The 15770-nt window shown below is 42.3% G+C and carries 16 protein-coding genes, 2 tRNA genes, 1 pseudogene and 1 other annotated feature; of the genes and pseudogenes, 13 read left to right on the plus strand and 6 right to left on the minus strand.

Annotated elements, in window-relative coordinates; all coding sequences use genetic code 11:
* Positions 1-54: 54 nt before the first annotated feature.
* Positions 55-999, minus strand: coding sequence for a glycosyltransferase family 2 protein (locus V7L29_RS01995; protein WP_334688949.1), 945 nt, complete (start codon positions 997-999; stop codon positions 55-57).
* A gap of 154 nt (positions 1000-1153) precedes the next feature.
* Between V7L29_RS01995 and rplS the strand changes: the two genes are divergently transcribed.
* The 9 genes and pseudogenes from rplS (at position 1154) to V7L29_RS02040 (ending at position 6274) form a co-directional block, all read left to right on the plus strand.
* The gene (rplS, locus tag V7L29_RS02000; protein ID WP_322643797.1) at positions 1154-1516 is read left to right on the plus strand and encodes a 50S ribosomal protein L19; all 363 of its coding nucleotides are present in this window, start codon (positions 1154-1156) and stop codon (positions 1514-1516) included.
* A gap of 153 nt (positions 1517-1669) precedes the next feature.
* A tRNA-Trp gene (locus V7L29_RS02005) sits at positions 1670-1742 on the plus strand.
* Between the two features lie 321 nt (positions 1743-2063).
* Positions 2064-2285 (plus strand): preprotein translocase subunit SecE, encoded by a 222-nt coding sequence (secE, locus tag V7L29_RS02010; protein ID WP_334688948.1) that lies wholly within the window; start codon positions 2064-2066, stop codon positions 2283-2285.
* Entirely contained in the window at positions 2285-2926 is a 642-nt protein-coding gene (gene nusG, locus V7L29_RS02015; RefSeq protein WP_334688947.1) for a transcription termination/antitermination protein NusG, read from the plus strand. The genes secE and nusG overlap by 1 nt, the downstream gene beginning before the upstream one ends.
* Positions 2927-2932: 6 nt before the next feature.
* A complete protein-coding gene (rplK, locus tag V7L29_RS02020; protein ID WP_069071558.1) occupies positions 2933-3358 on the plus strand; it encodes a 50S ribosomal protein L11 in 426 nt (141 codons plus the stop codon).
* Between the two features lie 166 nt (positions 3359-3524).
* Positions 3525-4238 carry a 50S ribosomal protein L1 gene (rplA, locus tag V7L29_RS02025; protein ID WP_334688946.1) on the plus strand — a complete coding sequence of 238 codons (714 nt, stop codon included), beginning with the start codon at positions 3525-3527 and terminating at the stop codon, positions 4236-4238.
* A 121-nt stretch (positions 4239-4359) separates the two neighbouring features.
* Positions 4360-4528: a sequence feature (ribosomal protein L10 leader region), on the plus strand.
* Positions 4529-4590: 62 nt separating this feature from the next.
* A pseudogene (gene rplJ / locus V7L29_RS02030) lies at positions 4591-5118 on the plus strand (50S ribosomal protein L10); the annotation flags it as partial.
* 240 nt (positions 5119-5358) lie between these two features.
* Complete coding sequence (gene rplL, locus V7L29_RS02035) at positions 5359-5751, plus strand: 50S ribosomal protein L7/L12 (RefSeq protein ID WP_334688945.1); 393 nt, start codon at positions 5359-5361, stop codon at positions 5749-5751.
* Positions 5752-6076: 325 nt separating this feature from the next.
* Positions 6077-6274 carry a hypothetical protein gene (locus V7L29_RS02040; RefSeq protein WP_334688944.1) on the plus strand — a complete coding sequence of 66 codons (198 nt, stop codon included), beginning with the start codon at positions 6077-6079 and terminating at the stop codon, positions 6272-6274.
* Between the two features lie 84 nt (positions 6275-6358).
* On the opposite strand, the gene V7L29_RS02045 is transcribed toward V7L29_RS02040, so the two are convergent.
* The 3 genes from V7L29_RS02045 to V7L29_RS02055 form a co-directional block, all read right to left on the minus strand.
* Positions 6359-6431: transfer RNA gene (locus V7L29_RS02045), tRNA-Ala, on the minus strand.
* 65 nt (positions 6432-6496) lie between these two features.
* Positions 6497-7225 (minus strand): HAD family hydrolase, encoded by a 729-nt coding sequence (locus V7L29_RS02050; protein ID WP_334734367.1) that lies wholly within the window; start codon positions 7223-7225, stop codon positions 6497-6499.
* Positions 7222-8106 carry a class I SAM-dependent methyltransferase gene (locus tag V7L29_RS02055; protein ID WP_334734368.1) on the minus strand — a complete coding sequence of 295 codons (885 nt, stop codon included), beginning with the start codon at positions 8104-8106 and terminating at the stop codon, positions 7222-7224. Before V7L29_RS02055 ends, V7L29_RS02050 begins: the two co-directional genes overlap by 4 nt.
* Positions 8107-8799: 693 nt before the next feature.
* Here V7L29_RS02055 and V7L29_RS02060 point away from each other — a divergent pair.
* The 3 genes from V7L29_RS02060 to V7L29_RS02070 all read left to right on the plus strand — a co-directional run bounded on the left by V7L29_RS02060 (position 8800) and on the right by V7L29_RS02070 (position 12793).
* Positions 8800-9981: an RtcB family protein gene (locus tag V7L29_RS02060; protein WP_334734369.1), complete on the plus strand. Its 1182-nt coding sequence runs from the start codon at positions 8800-8802 to the stop codon at positions 9979-9981.
* 539 nt (positions 9982-10520) lie between these two features.
* The gene (locus V7L29_RS02065; RefSeq protein WP_334688940.1) at positions 10521-11273 is read left to right on the plus strand and encodes an ABC transporter ATP-binding protein; all 753 of its coding nucleotides are present in this window, start codon (positions 10521-10523) and stop codon (positions 11271-11273) included.
* Positions 11270-12793, plus strand: a complete 1524-nt coding sequence (locus tag V7L29_RS02070) for a hypothetical protein (RefSeq protein WP_334734370.1) — start codon at positions 11270-11272, stop codon at positions 12791-12793. Before V7L29_RS02065 ends, V7L29_RS02070 begins: the two co-directional genes overlap by 4 nt.
* Positions 12794-12969: 176 nt before the next feature.
* Here the strand turns inward: V7L29_RS02070 and V7L29_RS02075 are convergent, their stop codons facing one another.
* The gene (locus V7L29_RS02075) at positions 12970-14271 is read right to left on the minus strand and encodes a dihydrolipoamide acetyltransferase family protein (RefSeq protein ID WP_334734371.1); all 1302 of its coding nucleotides are present in this window, start codon (positions 14269-14271) and stop codon (positions 12970-12972) included.
* A 468-nt stretch (positions 14272-14739) separates the two neighbouring features.
* Between V7L29_RS02075 and V7L29_RS02080 the strand changes: the two genes are divergently transcribed.
* Positions 14740-15210: a hypothetical protein gene (locus V7L29_RS02080; RefSeq protein ID WP_334688918.1), complete on the plus strand. Its 471-nt coding sequence runs from the start codon at positions 14740-14742 to the stop codon at positions 15208-15210.
* 88 nt (positions 15211-15298) lie between these two features.
* On the opposite strand, the gene V7L29_RS02085 is transcribed toward V7L29_RS02080, so the two are convergent.
* The gene (locus tag V7L29_RS02085) at positions 15299-15748 is read right to left on the minus strand and encodes a YlqD family protein (RefSeq protein ID WP_012412623.1); all 450 of its coding nucleotides are present in this window, start codon (positions 15746-15748) and stop codon (positions 15299-15301) included.
* Positions 15749-15770: the final 22 nt, after the last annotated feature.

Here is a 15770-nt window from a genome sequence, read left to right on the forward strand (position 1 = left end):
AATTCTGAATGGCGACTGGCGCTTTTATTCTATGTATTTTGCCAGACATCATAATTACGATTCAATCAACACAAGTTTGCGAATCTGAGAATTGTTTCCCTGAGAGCGGCGTGATGAGGCAGCAGTTAGCAAAAACTTCCAAGACTGAGGAGAAAGTACAGACGGATCTATCATTGAAAGAAAACTCTTGAGATTTTTTTGCTTCAGTGCTACTAAAATCCAATGGAGTTTTAGATAATTTTTTATATCCTGAAAGACGGGAATCTTTGAGCGATGTTGGTCATTTACCAAGGCGTAAATTTTCTCCTTCATCAAAATATTTGTAGCCAACCGCCGAGACAAAGAAAACTTTTGATTATATGCACCAGGCCAGATAGTGCGGTAAGCAAGACACTGATTGAAGAAAATAGCATCACCAAACTGAGCAATCCGAATCCAGGAATCGATGTCATCACAGTTAGCATCGAGTGTGGAGTCCCAACCACCAGTTTGCAGGAAAGCATCGCGTTGGCAAGCTACTTGTACAGGCGTGCCAAAGGGTACAACCTCTAAGAGCATACCGTAGTGAATATCGGCTTGGGGGACATAAAAAGCTAATCCGGGACCAACTTGCGGGGTGCGACTGAGTTCAACTTCATTGCCATCCACCTGAGCCGCCACACAAGAGCAGATTACAGCATCAGGACGAAGTGCGATCGCCTTTGCCATCTCTTCTATGCAGTTGGGCGCTAAATAATCGTCATCATCTAAAAACTTAATCCAGTCGCCGCTAGCTTTGGCAACTCCAGCATTTACCGTTGCTGCATGACCAAGGTTCACTTCGTTTTGATGGTAAATAACTTTGTCCCCTAAGCTTTTGACATAGGTTTGGGTATCATCAGATGAACAGTCATCAGCAACAACCACCTCGCACTCAATTGTTTGGTTACGAGCCGAGTCAATTGCTCTTTGCAGCAAGTTAAAGCGATTATAAGTACTGATGACGACGCTAAATTTCATAAATTTCAACCCTGTGATATAGCATTCTGCAATATAGCTTTGAACCCTAGACTGTTGTATCAGTAAAATTATCAATCACAACAAGTAGACTGAAAGAGGATTATCGATTTATGATTGATGATTGTGAGTTTTTTTTAAGCAGACACCAAAGACTATGAGCGCTCAAGAGATTATCCGCTCGATTGAAGCGGAACAGCTAAAATCAAATGTGCCCGACATTTATGTGGGCGACACAGTAAAAGTCGGAGTGAAAATCAAGGAAGGCGAAAAATACCGTGTACAACCTTACGAGGGAGTAGTAATTGCCAAGCGCAATGGTGGCATCAACGAAACTATTACAGTCCGTAAGGTTTTTCAAGGTGTGGGCGTCGAGCGGGTTTTTCTGTTGCATTCTCCCCGGATTGACAGCATCAAGGTATTACGTCGCGGTAAAGTCCGCCGTGCTAAACTGTATTATCTCCGCGATCGCGTAGGTAAGGCAACCCGGATCAAGCAACGCTTTGACCGCCCTTTGTAATTCATCCTTCAAAAGTATGAGAGAAATCTCAAGCTGGAAGCGGCATCTGCCGCTGACTTGTTCCCAAGGGTAAAATTGAGGTATAATAGAAATTGCATATTGCGTTAAACTGAAATTTAGTTCAGCGCAATAACTGAATCAAAAACAGCTTGTGCGCTCTTAGTTCAGTTGGTAGAACGCAGGTCTCCAAAACCTGATGTCGGGGGTTCAAGTCCTCCAGGGCGCGCTCAAGAGCAAAAAACAAAGCCCGAAATAATTACGCAGCTGCTAACATAGCAGTTAGCAGTAATAATTTCGGGTAAAGTTATTGAATTTGCAGTTGTTTTGCTTTCAGTTAAGTGAAATATAGTCGAAACTGCAAACCGGGATCATCAAATTTTAGATTTAAGATTTTGGATTAAAAAGACAAAATCTGCCGACTTTAGATTGAGAAAAAATCTAAAATCGACAACCCAAAATCTAAAATTAAGTACCTTTGCCTTAAGGCATGGGGTAAATCTAAAATCCAAAATCCAAAATGGAGTGACAAACGGGGAGATAAACGGTCGTGGCCAAAAAAAGTGAAGCAGAATTGCCAGAAACCACAAATGGGTTTAGCCCTGGCAACTTCATACAAGGAATCAGAGAAGAACTTGAAAAAGTAGTCTGGCCGAGTCGGAAGCAGATAGTGAGCGAATCCGCCGCTGTATTGTTAATGGTGGCACTCTCCGCATCTTTGATATACTTGGTCGATGGATTGTTTGGTTGGGCAGCAAAACAGGTGTTCTGATGACTTTTTCAACAGACGAACCTCGCAACTCAACGTTGCAGCCGGAGGAAACAGTAGAAACAGTAGAAGCAGCGTCAAAAGAAGCACGCTGGTATGCGGTGCAAGTAGCCTCAGGTTGTGAAAAGCGTGTAAAAACTAACTTAGAGCAACGCATTCAAACTTTTGATGTAGCTGACAAAATTGTCCAGGTAGAAATTCCGCAGACGCCAGCGGTGAAAATCCGTAAAGATGGCAGTCGCCAGCATACAGAAGAAAAAGTTTTCCCTGGCTATGTGCTGGTGCGGATGATGATGGATGATGATACCTGGCAGGTGGTACGAAACACCTCCCATGTAATTAATTTTGTAGGTTCAGAACAAAAACGTGGTAGTAGCAAGGGTCGTGGTCATGTCAACCCGATACCACTAAGTTCTTCAGAAGTAGAACGTATATTCAAACAAACTAGCGAACAGGAGCCGGTTGTCAAAATTGACATGGCTACTGGTGATAAGATAATGGTGCTTTCTGGTCCATTTAAAGATTTTGAAGGTGAGGTGATTGAAGTCTCTCCAGAACGGAGTAAGCTTAAAGCCTTGCTGTCAATATTTGGCAGGGATACACCAGTAGAATTGGAATTTAATCAGGTAGAGAAACAGAGCTAAATACAAATGGCGAAGAAAGTAGTGGCGGTCATTAAACTGGCCCTGAATGCTGGAAAAGCCAACCCAGCACCGCCAGTGGGCCCCGCCTTGGGTCAACATGGCGTCAACATCATGATGTTTTGTAAAGAGTACAATGCCAAAACAGCAGATCAAGCTGGAATGGTGATACCTGTAGAAATTTCGGTTTTTGAAGACCGGAGTTTTACATTTGTGCTCAAGACGCCACCAGCATCAGTGCTGATTCGGAAGGCGGCGAAAGTTGAAAAAGGCTCGAATGAACCCAACAAAAAGAAGGTTGGGTCAATTACCAAAGCGCAATTGCAAGAAATAGCCCAAACGAAACTCCCTGATCTTAATGCCAACGACATAGACGCGGCAATGAAGATTGTGGCAGGAACGGCTAAGAATATGGGGATAACAGTCACGGATTAGTCATTAGTTATTGGTCAGTAGAGACGCGATTAATCGCGTCTGTACAATGGTCATTAGTCATTAGTCATTGGTAACTGACAAAGGACAAAGGACAAAGGACAAAGGACAAGTAACCAAAAATTATCGGGGGAGAGGCGAAGCTTCGGAATTACCCCAGGAGAAAAAAATGCCAAAAATATCACGTCGTTTGCAGACGCTGCAAGCAAAAGTAGAAGATAAGGACTATCAACCTCTAGAGGCTTTAGCCCTTCTCAAAGACACAGCAACAGCTAAATTTACCGAAGCTGCTGAAGCGCATATCCGCCTGGGAATTGACCCCAAGTATACAGACCAACAGTTGCGGACAACGGTAGCACTGCCCAAAGGTACAGGACAAATCGTCCGAGTGGCGGTGATAGCCAGAGGCGAAAAGGTAAACGAAGCAAGCAATGCTGGTGCTGATATAGTAGGTTCAGAAGAACTGATTGACGAAATCCAGAAAGGTAGGATGGATTTTGACAAGCTGATTGCCACACCCGATGTGATGCCACAGGTGGCAAGGCTGGGTAAGTTGCTTGGGCCACGTGGTTTGATGCCATCGCCCAAAGGTGGAACGGTGACATTTGATTTAGCAAGTGCGATCGCAGAATTCAAAGCTGGTAAATTAGAATTCCGAGCTGATCGAACTGGTATTGTCCATGTTATGTTTGGTAAGGCAACCTTCTCGCCTGAAGATTTGTTAGTCAACTTGAAGGCATTGCAGGAGACGATTGACCGTAACCGTCCTTCAGGAGCTAAAGGTCGTTATTGGCGTACATTTTATGTGGCAGCCACTATGGGGCCATCAATTAAAGTTGATATCAGTGCCCTACGAGATTTAAAACTGAGCGAAGCAGCGTAAAAAGGACTGGGAACTGGGGACTAGGGACTAGGGGGACGTAGGGGAATTATTGAATTAAGTCTCTACCTTTTGTCTGTTACTAATCCCCAATCCCCAGTACCCAATACCCAATCACCAGTACCTAATTGAATAGGCAAAGCCGGAGACAGCAGGTGCTAATAGCTTAATATCCTGCCGAGGTTAAAACTCTAATTGTCAGAATTACCACCCATAAAGGTGTGATAACTTATGGCATCAGGAGTCTTAATACTCAACCCCGGCTAAATTAGTCGGGGTTTGTTGTTTCGGATTAAGTTTAGAAAAAGCGCACGAGTAGGGAAATCGCTGATTGTTTTAAGGAGGTGAGACTGGAATGGGTAGAACAATAGAAAATAAAAAAGAGATAGTAGCTGACCTCAAAGAAACTTTGAGTGAGTCAACTCTGGCACTGGTAATTGACTATCAGGGACTAACAGTTTCTGAAATCACCGATTTACGGCGGCGGCTACGTCCTAGTGGCACTGTTTGTAAGGTGACGAAGAATACCCTTATGGGCATTGCCATTGAAGGTGATGAAAAATGGCAACCTCTGTCGGAATTGCTAAACGGTGCTTCCGCCTTTTTGCTGGTAAAAGAAGATTTTTCATCGGCAATTAAGGCATACCAAGAATTCCAAAAAGTCAGCAAGAAAACAGAACTTCGCGGTGGTGTCCTGGAAGGTCGTCTACTAAAAGAACCTGATGTCAAGGTATTGGGAGACTTGCCATCTAAGGAACAACTCATAGCCCAAATTGCAGGAGCTATCAACGCTTTGGCTACCAAGATTGCTGTGGGTATCAACGAAGTTCCTGGTTCACTGGCTCGTGCTTTGCAGGCTGTGGCCGAGCAAGAGCAAAGTGGTGGTAGCACCGAAACCGCTGCTGTACAAGATAGCAGCACTGAAAGCCCTGCTGTACAAGATAGCAGTACCGAAAGCCCGGCTGTACAAGATAGCAGTACCGAAACCGCTACTGTACAAGATAGCAGCACTGAAAGCCCTGCTGAATAGATTTCGTGGTTCATCAGTCAAGAGTCAAAAGTCTATAGTTAAAGACCAATGACCCATGACAAATAAATAATCAAAATTACAGGAGTTATATCAATGTCTGCTACAACCGATCAAATTTTAGAACAGCTAAAAACCCTTTCTTTGCTGGAAGCTTCTGAGTTAGTCAAGCAAATTGAAGAAGCTTTTGGCGTGAGTGCAGCTGCACCCGTTGGCGTAGCGTTCGCAGGCCCTGGTACTGGTGGTCCTGCTCCTGCTGAGGAAGTTGTTGAGCAAACCGAGTTTGAAGTAGTTCTCGAATCAGTCCCAGCTGATAAGAAGATTGCCGTGCTGAAAATTGTCCGGGAATTGACTGGTTTAGGTCTAAAAGAAGCGAAAGACCTGGTGGAAGCTGCACCCAAGGCAGTTAAAGAAGGTGTTGCTAAGGATGCTGCTGAAGATGCTAAGAAGCGCATCGAAGAAGCTGGCGGTAAGGTGACTGTGAAGTAGTCACAATTCTATTACTAGTTTTTGATTAAGGAGTCTGAGTCAGGCTCCTTTTTTTCATATCGATTCAGTTGCCTTTGTTTCAAAAGTTCGGATTATTTTTCTTGTTTTTACTAATTAAACGTAAGGTCGAAGTTATAATCGAGGCAGTTAAACAGGTGGTAGAAAGTTTGCCTGAACACTTGTTAAACTTGGTAAGTAAGGGTGTGAAGATTATTTTAGAGTAATAAAATATGGTTCAGCTTGGTGAAGTTTTTGGCATAGCAACATCCATACCCAAATATACTTATGTGGATCGAGCTAGTATGGTTTGCACCGTGACGAAATAATGACTCGGATTAATAAATCAGAGCCACAGGTTAGATTGTCAGATTTGTCTGCTGCTTTAAATAGGCTTGACAAGCTGCAAGCAGACCGTAGCATCTCACCGCTAATCCTCTCATTTAACCCTGATTCTCGAAAAGTACAGTTGGTAGACCGGGAACTTTTGTTCTACCGCAAATATGGCAACCCCAGATGGTCATGAGAGAAAATAGACAATGGGTAATGTACAGATGTAGAGCGACAAATAATCTGTTGCTACAGAGAAATAATTTGTCGCTATACAAAATGGAGAATAACGGATTTGAACCGATGGCCTCTGCGGTGCGATCGCAGCGCTCTACCAACTGAGCTAATTCCCCTTCATTAGTGCTGAGTCAAGAGTAATATCACTCGTTAGCTCAACACCCGCTCACCATAGAATATTTTAACATTCACTTACCAATGGCTGAGGCTGTTTTTGGGAATAAACCTTCTGCACGCGTTCGAGTTCCAAATCACTGAGATAATCAACAGTCCAGTTACAGCAGCGCTGGAGCATGTGAAATGGGTAAGTATTCGCTACACCAACAACTTGCATGTGCGATCGCTTCGCTGCTGCTATACCTGCTGGGGTATCTTCAATTGCCAAACATTCTTGTGGTTGAAGATTCAATTCCGGATATGCTTTATTCAGGCGTTTCACTGCTAGTAGATAACCATCGGGTTCTGGTTTACTGGTGGTGATGTCATCACCCGCGACGATAATTTTAAAATGTTCGGCTAGTTTAGCTCGCTGGAGTACCAATTCTATTTCTTTACGAAAAGCGCCACTGACTAATCCTAGTTTCAAATTCCGCGATCGCACCTGAAATATTAAATCTTCTACACCTGGATATAAAGGCAGTTTCTGTATTTTCTCTAGTTCCACCACATAGGCTTGAGCTTTGCGGTACAGCAATTGAGTTAAATAGTTTTCGTTACCCACTCTACCACGATTTGCGAGTAATTGCTGAAAACAAGCGCGATCGCTGCGTCCTAAAGAAGCTTGACGCTCATTAACCCGTTGGGGTTGGAGATTTTCTTCCATGAGAATCTCATCTATCAGTTGCAGGTGGATTGGCTCATCGTTAATGATCACACCATTAAAATCAAAGAGAACTGCCTTTAAACTCATGCCATTATGCCAAACGCTGGAGATCCAAGCCCCTCTATTGTGGTATCTATTGATGTGGGAGTGTACTGGCGCACATTTTCGGTTGCGAGCGGTTTAACGCCGCTAGTTACCTGATTTATCCACCATACATCCTGCGATCGCACTGCTTCAAATCCGGCTGCACCCATATTTGCCTCTACGCTACCAGCAGCATACTCACAAATATATGGCTCCTCAAAAACATCATTAAGCCATTCTAACTGACGCAGAGTCTTCTGATTCCCATCTAGAATTAATACTTGCCCTCCAGTTACCAGCAACCGGAAGCTTTCCCGCAGAATTGCTAGAGACACCGCATCTGGTATTTCGTGAAATAGCAAAGAAGCTGTCACTAAGTCAAATGTTGCGTCACTCAAACCAGTTTTTTCAGCATTCCCATGTCGCCATACTATATCTAAACCAGCATTTCTCGCTTTATCTTCTGCCCTTACCAACATATAGGGTGATAAATCCAAACCAATAACTTCCGCTTGGGGGAAAGCCTGCTTTAACATTAAAGTAGTGGAACCTGTGCCACAGCCTAAATCGAGTATGCGTCGTGGTTTTACCTTGACGGCATCAATTAAAGCTTGACGAACAATACTTTCATTCGGCGGTAGAACATATTGAGTAATCGGATCGTAAGTAACTGCTGCACCGTAAGTCAGATATCCGCCAGTAATACCATGAAAGTTTTGATTACTGTAGTACCACGGAATTATCACATCATCTCGTCGATAGCGATCGCACTCTTTCTCCCAATCAATACTATCAGCGTAACGCCGTAATCCGTCTTCATCAATCAGAAGACGCACTACGGGTGATAAAAAACGTTCCCAGATTGTATCTTGACGCACTGCCATATTGTATCAGAACTTTAAGAGGCTATTTAAACAACTGATTTTCTTTACAAATTTTAATACATCTGGCAATTATCTGCTTTCTCTCTGGTATTGGCTTGACTTTTGTCACTTATATGTATTATAAATATAATACATATATTATACCAATTTAAAAAAAGAATACGACAGATACATACGGACATACCTTTGTTCTGTCTGGCTTGCTTAATTTTGAATTTTGTTAGCACAGCGTTAGCGAGTCCGCGAGCGTCATTTTGAATTGGTATTACTCTATGAGTAGTTCTTCAGCTTCACGAAAATTGAGAGAGCCAAATGAAAGACAATACAACATTTAAATTGCTACAACTAACTAAGTAATGGGTTATAAACCATAGCGATAATTATCAGTGCCCTATACTTAATCCCTACGGGTAACGCTCTTTTGTCGCTAGCGCTGCGCTAACGGCAGTTGCTCATCAGGGAAACCCCCAAACGTTCTCTACCAGATGCTATGCAATTGGCGTACTCCTACGGAGAAGCAAGTTACGCGCAGTGTGTCGCAGACAAGCCTCTCGTTCGCGTTAGCGTCTTTGTTCGCGCAGCGTCTCCGACAGAAGAAGGAGAAGAGAGGCCTTTACGCTGCGCTATCGCCAAGGGAGAAGACCGCACTGCCTCACCAAAATCTAAAATTTAAAATCTAAAATAGAAACGATTATGCCCTACGAAAAGTTAGAAATTACCACACCAGCACCGGTCTTATCTTGGGCAAATCACTCTTTGGCCTCAGAAGAAACTAAGATGGCAAAGAATGTGGCATCGCTACCATTTGTGTTTAAGCACGTGGCATTAATGCCAGATGTTCACTTAGGAAAAGGTGCCTTAGTGGGTTCTGTAATTGCAACCAAAGAGGCAATTATACCAGCTGCTGTTGGTGTGGATATTGGTTGTGGAATGAGCGCTATCAAAACAGCATTTACTGCTGAACAACTGGAAGGTAAACTAAAGAAAATCCGCCTGGATATTGAAGCTGCAATTCCGACTGGATTCAACGAAAATAAAAACATTGAAAAATCTGTCAGCAACTGGCAACACTGGGATGATTTTAAAGATTTGCATCGTGGTGTGCAAGACCTACAAACTAAAGCAATGAAACAGATGGGTTCTCTCGGTGGAGGAAACCACTTTATTGAAGTGTGCCTTGATACAGAGAATCAAGTTTGGCTAATGCTGCATTCTGGTTCGCGTAACATCGGTAATAAACTCGCTCAGTGTCATATTCACACAGCCAGAGAATTAGCAAAGATGGCTGGTAATAAATTGCCTGACCCTGATTTGGCTCATTTTGTCGCTGGTACACCAGAATTCCAGGCATATTGGCACGATTTACAATGGTCACAAAACTATGCACGTGTCAACCGCGATGTGATGATGGCACGTTTTAAGCACATAGTTGAGAAGCATCTCGCAGGTGGGAAGGCAACTAAACCTTTATTGCAGGTTAATTGTCATCACAATTACGCCGAAAAAGAAGTGCATTTTGACGAGGATGTATACGTTACTCGTAAGGGTGCAGTCCGTGCCCAGACTGAAGATTATGGGATTATTCCTGGTTCGATGGGGGCAAAGTCTTTCATTGTTAAGGGTAAAGGTAATGCCCACAGCTTCTGTTCTTGCTCTCACGGCGCAGGGCGTTTGCTATCTAGAAATAAGGCAAAAAATGTCTATACGCTTGATGATTTAATTGAGCAAACAAATGGTGTAGAATGCCGCAAAGATGAGGGCGTGTTAGATGAAATTCCTGGTGCTTATAAACCAATAGAACAAGTTATGGAAAACCAAGCAGACTTGGTTGAGGTTGTAGCAACACTTAAGCAAGTACTTTGTGTTAAGGGCTAAATTTATGTAGAGTGGGTAATGCCCACTTTTTTATTTTTTAAACGCTAAAAGCCTAGCAAATATAAGTATTAATACTCAATTAAATAAGTTTTGTATATAAAATTTATTGAAGCATTAAGTATGACATTTTGAAGTGCCGAATGTGGAATATAAAGTTTGTTTATAGTATCTTGCATAAAACTAAAAAACTAGACTGATTGATATTTGAGGGTTCGATAAACAACATTATCAAACTTAGGAACTCTAACTAAACAAATGATTGCAATATTTTTAGAAGATTCAAAGCAATGATTATCGTCATGAAATTAGGGACGCCATCAGTATAAATTGAGCGTGTTGTTGAACAAATTCGTCGTCATGGAATCACGCCAGAAATATGCCAATTGTATACATTACTGTATAGACCGTAACATCCGCCAACTCAATAACACCTTTCTCTTTTGGAAATACTTCTGGGCATTGATATTCTTAGGCGATCGCTCGCATAATATCCTCAATAAAATGTTCTGCTTCGTTTGAATTAAGCATAATCACAACATATGAGAATCGCACTTCAACTTTCCCAACTTACCAAATATTATGGTTCTCACCAAGCAGTAAACAATCTCAGCTTGCAGATTGCAGAAGGTTCATTTTATGCTCTTTTAGGTCCCAACGGTGCAGGAAAAACTACTACTCTACGAATGATTGCAGGGTTACTACGACCAGATAACGGGGATATTATGATCTTAGGACATAGTATCCGGCGATCGCCTCAAAAAGCAAAGCAACTTTTAGCATACCTACCTGAAGAGCCTCTACTCTACAACAAGCTACGTCCGATAGAGTATTTAGAGTTTATCGCCGGACTTTGGGGAATTCCTCCTTCTAAAGCTCAATCTTCTGCCGAAGAACTCCTCAAACAATTAAACTTGTGGGATAACAGAGGAGATTTTAGTGAAACTTTTTCGCGAGGGATGAGGCAAAAACTTGCTTTAGCAGGGGCATTAATTCATCAGCCGAGAATTATTATCTTAGATGAACCGCTAACAGGATTAGATGCAGCCGCAGCCCGCTTAGTCAAAAATATGCTCACCGAGTTTGTAAACCAAGGTGGTGTGGTAATTTTAACTACTCACATTATGGAAATTGCCGAGCGTATGGCGCAGCGAATTGGGATTATTAATCATGGGTACTTAGTTGCCGAAGGTACTTTAGATGAACTTAGAACTCAAAGTGGTGAAGCAGGCGGTAGTTTGGAAAGGGTCTTTTTAGAATTAACTCAAGATAATAATGTTGAAGGTGCAAGATGAAAGTAGGGACATTACCTTGGCTTTTGGACTACGAATTAAGTTTGTGGTGGCGTGAAATTACTGTTAGACCTGTAGCAATATTTGTTTTCAGTATTTTTGCACTTTTGGGTAGTGTTTATTTAACTTGGTTAGGGGTTACGTCTGGTAATATTCGAGGTACGATATCATTTCATACCATACCAGATTCTGCTATTTGGATAGCGGTAGTAGTTTGGTTGTTCGGATTTTACTATAGCTTTATCCAAGCGATGAGAAGTAGCTTGATAGGGTTATTTGAACGCGGGGATTTAGATTTACTTGTGTCATCACCAATTTCGAGTCAAGTGATTTTTGCGAGTCAAGTGTTAAAAATTGCCCTGAAAACTTTTTTCAGTGGTTGTTTATTTGTAATTCCTATAAGTTTAATCGCTTTATTACTCGGTATTCCTCAACTTTTAGGGCTTTACCCGGCTTTGATTGGTCTTAGCTTAAGCGCTACAAGTTTAGCAATGTTATTTGTTTTAGGGTTAGTTCGTGTTATAGGTGCAAAACGGACGCGGACTTTTGCTCAAGTTCTTACAGTTTTATTTATCATCACTATATATTTGAGTTCTCAGTTACCTAATCTCCTGAAAAAAACGGATGGAAACACGGCATCAATTTGGTTTCAGTTAGAACATTGGTTAGCGAAAGGAAACTTTTTGAGTGCAGATAGTTGGGTTTGGTTTCCTGCAAGGGCTATTTTCTTTGATCCGGTGTCAGTAGTGTTAGTGTTGTTAATTAGTATCAGTTTGACGTGGTTAACGGTGGAAGTTTTACATCGTTATTTTATTGCAGGTACACAGCAGCATATTACAAGTGAACATCGTCAGCTGCGCCCAACCCAAGCAACTCGCCTTGTTGGTGGTTTTAATCGTGTTGCTTTACTCAAAGAATGGCGGATTATGCGGCGCAATCCTTATTTAATTTCACGCCTATTTCTGCAAATATTTCTCCTCGCATTCGCATTTTTGAGTATATTACGACAACATAACAATGGTGGTATTTTAGGGATGAGTTTAGTGTTGGCAGAAGCTTTGACATTAAATTTAGTGCAAATTTGCGTTTCTGGGGAAGAAGCACCAGATTTGCTCAAATCTTCACCAGTAAATAGTTCAAAGCTGCATCAATTGAAGTTGTTAGCGGCATTAATTCCTATCTGGTTATTCATATCACCACTGTTTATTGTTTTGATAGTCAACGGTAAACCGTGGTTTATGCCGATGGTGGTTTTTTTGGCTGGTACTACTTGTGCAGCAACTCTCAGTCTGTGGAATTCTCGCCCTGTAAAGTTTACAGAATTGTTTCGACGAAGGCAAAATAGTAAACTTGATGTATTGTTAAGTTTATTTGAAATTATTTCCTTGCTTTCTTGGGGATGGTTAGGATTTAGCTTGCAACAAGGTCATTTGCACACTGTTTTGATTTCATTGGGTGTGATTGGTTTAATTGTGGCATTAGCCTATGGGCGTAGTCGTCAGTTAGGGCGTGTCATCAATTAGTTGTCGTATGTCACTTTGATATCAGTTTGGACATAAACTTATGTAAAGATGTGATATCGCTACATAGTTTGTCTATCAAAAATTTAAGTCTACGTATTATTTATTGTTAGCGCTACTCTACGAGAAACTGCTACTCGCTGATAGCGCTAACATTTAAATTTGGTGTCTTTTCAAAACTACATTGTCAAAGATTGAGGATTCGTCTCAATCAATTTCGCTAAATCTTGCAAGAACGCCGCAGCATGGGCACCATAAATAATCCGGTGGTCAGAGGTAATATTGACTTGCATTTGTTGGCGCACGCCAAATAAACCGTCGGGTGTTGCTACCACTTGCGGGCGGGATGCCCCGATCGCTAAAATTGAACCTTGTCCAGGCGGCAAAATCGCATCAAATTTATCTACGCCAAACATCCCCAAATTTGACAAGGTAAATGTACCACTGTTGTATTCTTGAGGCTGTAGTTGTTTTGTCTTAGCACGTTCTACTAAAGACTTCCAAGTACGTGACAGAGAATATATATCCACTGCGTCGGCATTTTGCAGCACAGGTGTAATTAATCCGCCATCATCCATCGCTACTGCTACGGAAATGTTGATATCAGAATGATAAACAATACCCTGGTCTGAGTAGCTAGCATTTAACAATGGGTGTTTTTGCAACGTTACCGCTACAGCTTTCGCCAGTAGCGCTGTCATTGTCACGCCTTTGGATTTAATTTGTTTATAAAGTTTGTCTAATCCATCGGTGGTAATTGTATAACCGACACGGAAGACGGGCACGGATATGGTGGCTACCATGTTCCGCACTACAGCATTTTGGAAAGTAGTTAGAGGTACGATTTTACCAGGAACAGCCGCTACCACTGGTGTGGGTGCTGGTGTGCGAGGTGCTGGGGGTGCAACTGGGGCGCTGGTTGGTACAGGTGCTGGTGGGGCAACTGGCACAGGGGCGGGTTGTTTGCCCTTATTGGATAATGCTTCAACATCTTCGGCGACAATGCGGCCGTGGGGGCCACTGCCTTGGAGAGTAGTTAAATCAACTTTAAGTTCTTTGGCTAACTTGCGGGCACGGGGTGAAGCTACAAGCCTTCCTTCTTTGTGGTTAGACCCGTTTTGAGACGCTAAGGTAGGTGTTTCGGTTGTGGCTGTAGCGGGGATTGGTTCAGGGGAAGAGGTAGTAGTAGCAGCCACACCGCCGGAATTGGCAACAGATTTGGCAGTTTCAATTTCAGCTTCCGTTTCGGCGATGAAGGCGATCACAGATCCTACCAGGGCAGTTTCACCAGCTTCAACTACGATATGGGCCAGAAATCCCTCATAAAAGGTTTCTACATCCATATCTGCCTTATCTGACTCTACAACCACCACTGTTTCGCCTTTTTCCACTTTGTCACCTGGCGATTTCATCCAGGAGACGATTTTGCCTTCAGTCATCGTAGAACTCAGAGCCGGCATAAATACTTCGTGAATGCTCATAGGGTGGTTTGGGAATCAATGGTTTATGGACTTTAACAGCTTTTGTCAGATCGAATTGTATCTTGAGAAAAGAATTTTGGACTGGAGATTTTATATTTTAGGTTGGGTATTGGGCAAACAGGGCATTGGGCATCAGGCATTGGGGATTGACCAAACAGGGAATGGGGCATTAGCTTTTGACTAATGACTAATGACTGATGACCAATGACCCTTGACTTTAGGAACCTAAATATGACTTAGAGGTCTATAATACAGAGCTATCCTCAATGGTTAGCCAATATCTCGTTTTAGTTGTTGACTTGCAAAAACGACTACGAGTTTCTCACGGATAAAATGGGATTGCTATTTATATTCCTCATAACCACTGCTTAAGATACAGGAGCTTCTCACAGGTAGAGGATATCGGATGCAGTTCAATCTAGAATTCAAAATTGGTAATAAACCTATTTGAAATTCCTGTTTACTTTTATGTCGGCAAAGTTGAAATTCTTTTTGATTGTGATACTAAGTATCTTTGCCACTGCTGGCGCTGGAGTTTATATTATCCAGCGCCAGCCATCCGCACCGATTGTTGAGACTAGTGATGGACAAACGCAGCAGGTGGCAGCAATACATCAGTCTCAAGAGGTTGTAGCATACTTAGAGCGTTCTGATTATAAAACTATACCTCTAGAAAAGCTCAGTTCATCTCTCCAAGGTAGTGATCCTGCTACCCTCGCCCTGAATGCCTTTGATGACATAGCATCAGTGGGAGGAACACGAAAGGTAGAGGTAGCTTATCCGCAACGGAATCAGGCCTTTGTGACGATTACGCAAATCAAGCGGGGTGATGATTCAGTTGGTATTAAATATCGAGTTGAGATGACCACCTTTGGGCGATCGCTTTTTATTAGCTCACCTCCAGTGTGGCAAATTGTTTGGGCTGGAGTCAAAAGTTAAAAGTACAGACGCGATTAATCGCGTCTGTACAAAAGTGAGGAGTTAGGAATTTCAACTCATAACTCATAACTCATAACTCATAACTTTACTAAATGTCGCCGCGAATTTCTTCTACAACGCCATCGCGCAGAACGATTTCAACCTGCATTTTACTAATTAGGTTATCACCAATTTCTACCCGGAAAAAGCCTTCCATTTGGAATTGGTTAACTTCCTGATCTTGCTGGAGAAACTGTACTTGCTGGAGGTTTTGCAACAATTGATTTTTCTGCTCTAGGAATTCACTTTTCTTTTGATTGACTTGGAGTTGGATATTGTCAATTTGTTGGAGGGTCTGGGGGCCAGGTGGTTGCAAACTCTGTTTTTGAATTGCCGCGATCGCTCTTTGTCCTTCGACGTCTAGCTGTTGCAGTTGCTGGTCAAGTTGATTGATTTGCGTTTGCAGCTGCTGTTGTACTTCCTCTTTCCAGAGGGGAGTAACAATGACTTTGACGTTAACGACGCGTTTCAGGAGCAAATTAGATTTGGAGACATCCATAAATATTTCACGTTCACTCTTA

The organism is Nostoc sp. (assembly GCF_036916575.1).
GTDB lineage: Bacteria > Cyanobacteriota > Cyanobacteriia > Cyanobacteriales > Nostocaceae > Nostoc.

What these genes read in the sequence shown, in the direction of transcription:
- V7L29_RS01995 (WP_334688949.1), bottom strand. Translation starts at nt 999, where the DNA reads ATGAAATTTAGCGTCGTCATCAGTACTTATAATCGCTTTAACTTGCTG.
- rplS (WP_322643797.1), top strand. Translation starts at nt 1,154, where the DNA reads ATGAGCGCTCAAGAGATTATCCGCTCGATTGAAGCGGAACAGCTAAAA.
- nusG (WP_334688947.1), top strand. Translation starts at nt 2,285, where the DNA reads ATGACTTTTTCAACAGACGAACCTCGCAACTCAACGTTGCAGCCGGAG.
- rplK (WP_069071558.1), top strand. Translation starts at nt 2,933, where the DNA reads ATGGCGAAGAAAGTAGTGGCGGTCATTAAACTGGCCCTGAATGCTGGA.
- rplA (WP_334688946.1), top strand. Translation starts at nt 3,525, where the DNA reads ATGCCAAAAATATCACGTCGTTTGCAGACGCTGCAAGCAAAAGTAGAA.
- rplL (WP_334688945.1), top strand. Translation starts at nt 5,359, where the DNA reads ATGTCTGCTACAACCGATCAAATTTTAGAACAGCTAAAAACCCTTTCT.
- V7L29_RS02040 (WP_334688944.1), top strand. Translation starts at nt 6,077, where the DNA reads ATGACTCGGATTAATAAATCAGAGCCACAGGTTAGATTGTCAGATTTG.
- V7L29_RS02050 (WP_334734367.1), bottom strand. Translation starts at nt 7,225, where the DNA reads ATGAGTTTAAAGGCAGTTCTCTTTGATTTTAATGGTGTGATCATTAAC.
- V7L29_RS02055 (WP_334734368.1), bottom strand. Translation starts at nt 8,106, where the DNA reads ATGGCAGTGCGTCAAGATACAATCTGGGAACGTTTTTTATCACCCGTA.
- V7L29_RS02060 (WP_334734369.1), top strand. Translation starts at nt 8,800, where the DNA reads ATGCCCTACGAAAAGTTAGAAATTACCACACCAGCACCGGTCTTATCT.
- V7L29_RS02065 (WP_334688940.1), top strand. Translation starts at nt 10,521, where the DNA reads ATGAGAATCGCACTTCAACTTTCCCAACTTACCAAATATTATGGTTCT.
- V7L29_RS02070 (WP_334734370.1), top strand. Translation starts at nt 11,270, where the DNA reads ATGAAAGTAGGGACATTACCTTGGCTTTTGGACTACGAATTAAGTTTG.
- V7L29_RS02075 (WP_334734371.1), bottom strand. Translation starts at nt 14,271, where the DNA reads ATGAGCATTCACGAAGTATTTATGCCGGCTCTGAGTTCTACGATGACT.
- V7L29_RS02080 (WP_334688918.1), top strand. Translation starts at nt 14,740, where the DNA reads ATGTCGGCAAAGTTGAAATTCTTTTTGATTGTGATACTAAGTATCTTT.
- V7L29_RS02085 (WP_012412623.1), bottom strand. Translation starts at nt 15,748, where the DNA reads ATGGATGTCTCCAAATCTAATTTGCTCCTGAAACGCGTCGTTAACGTC.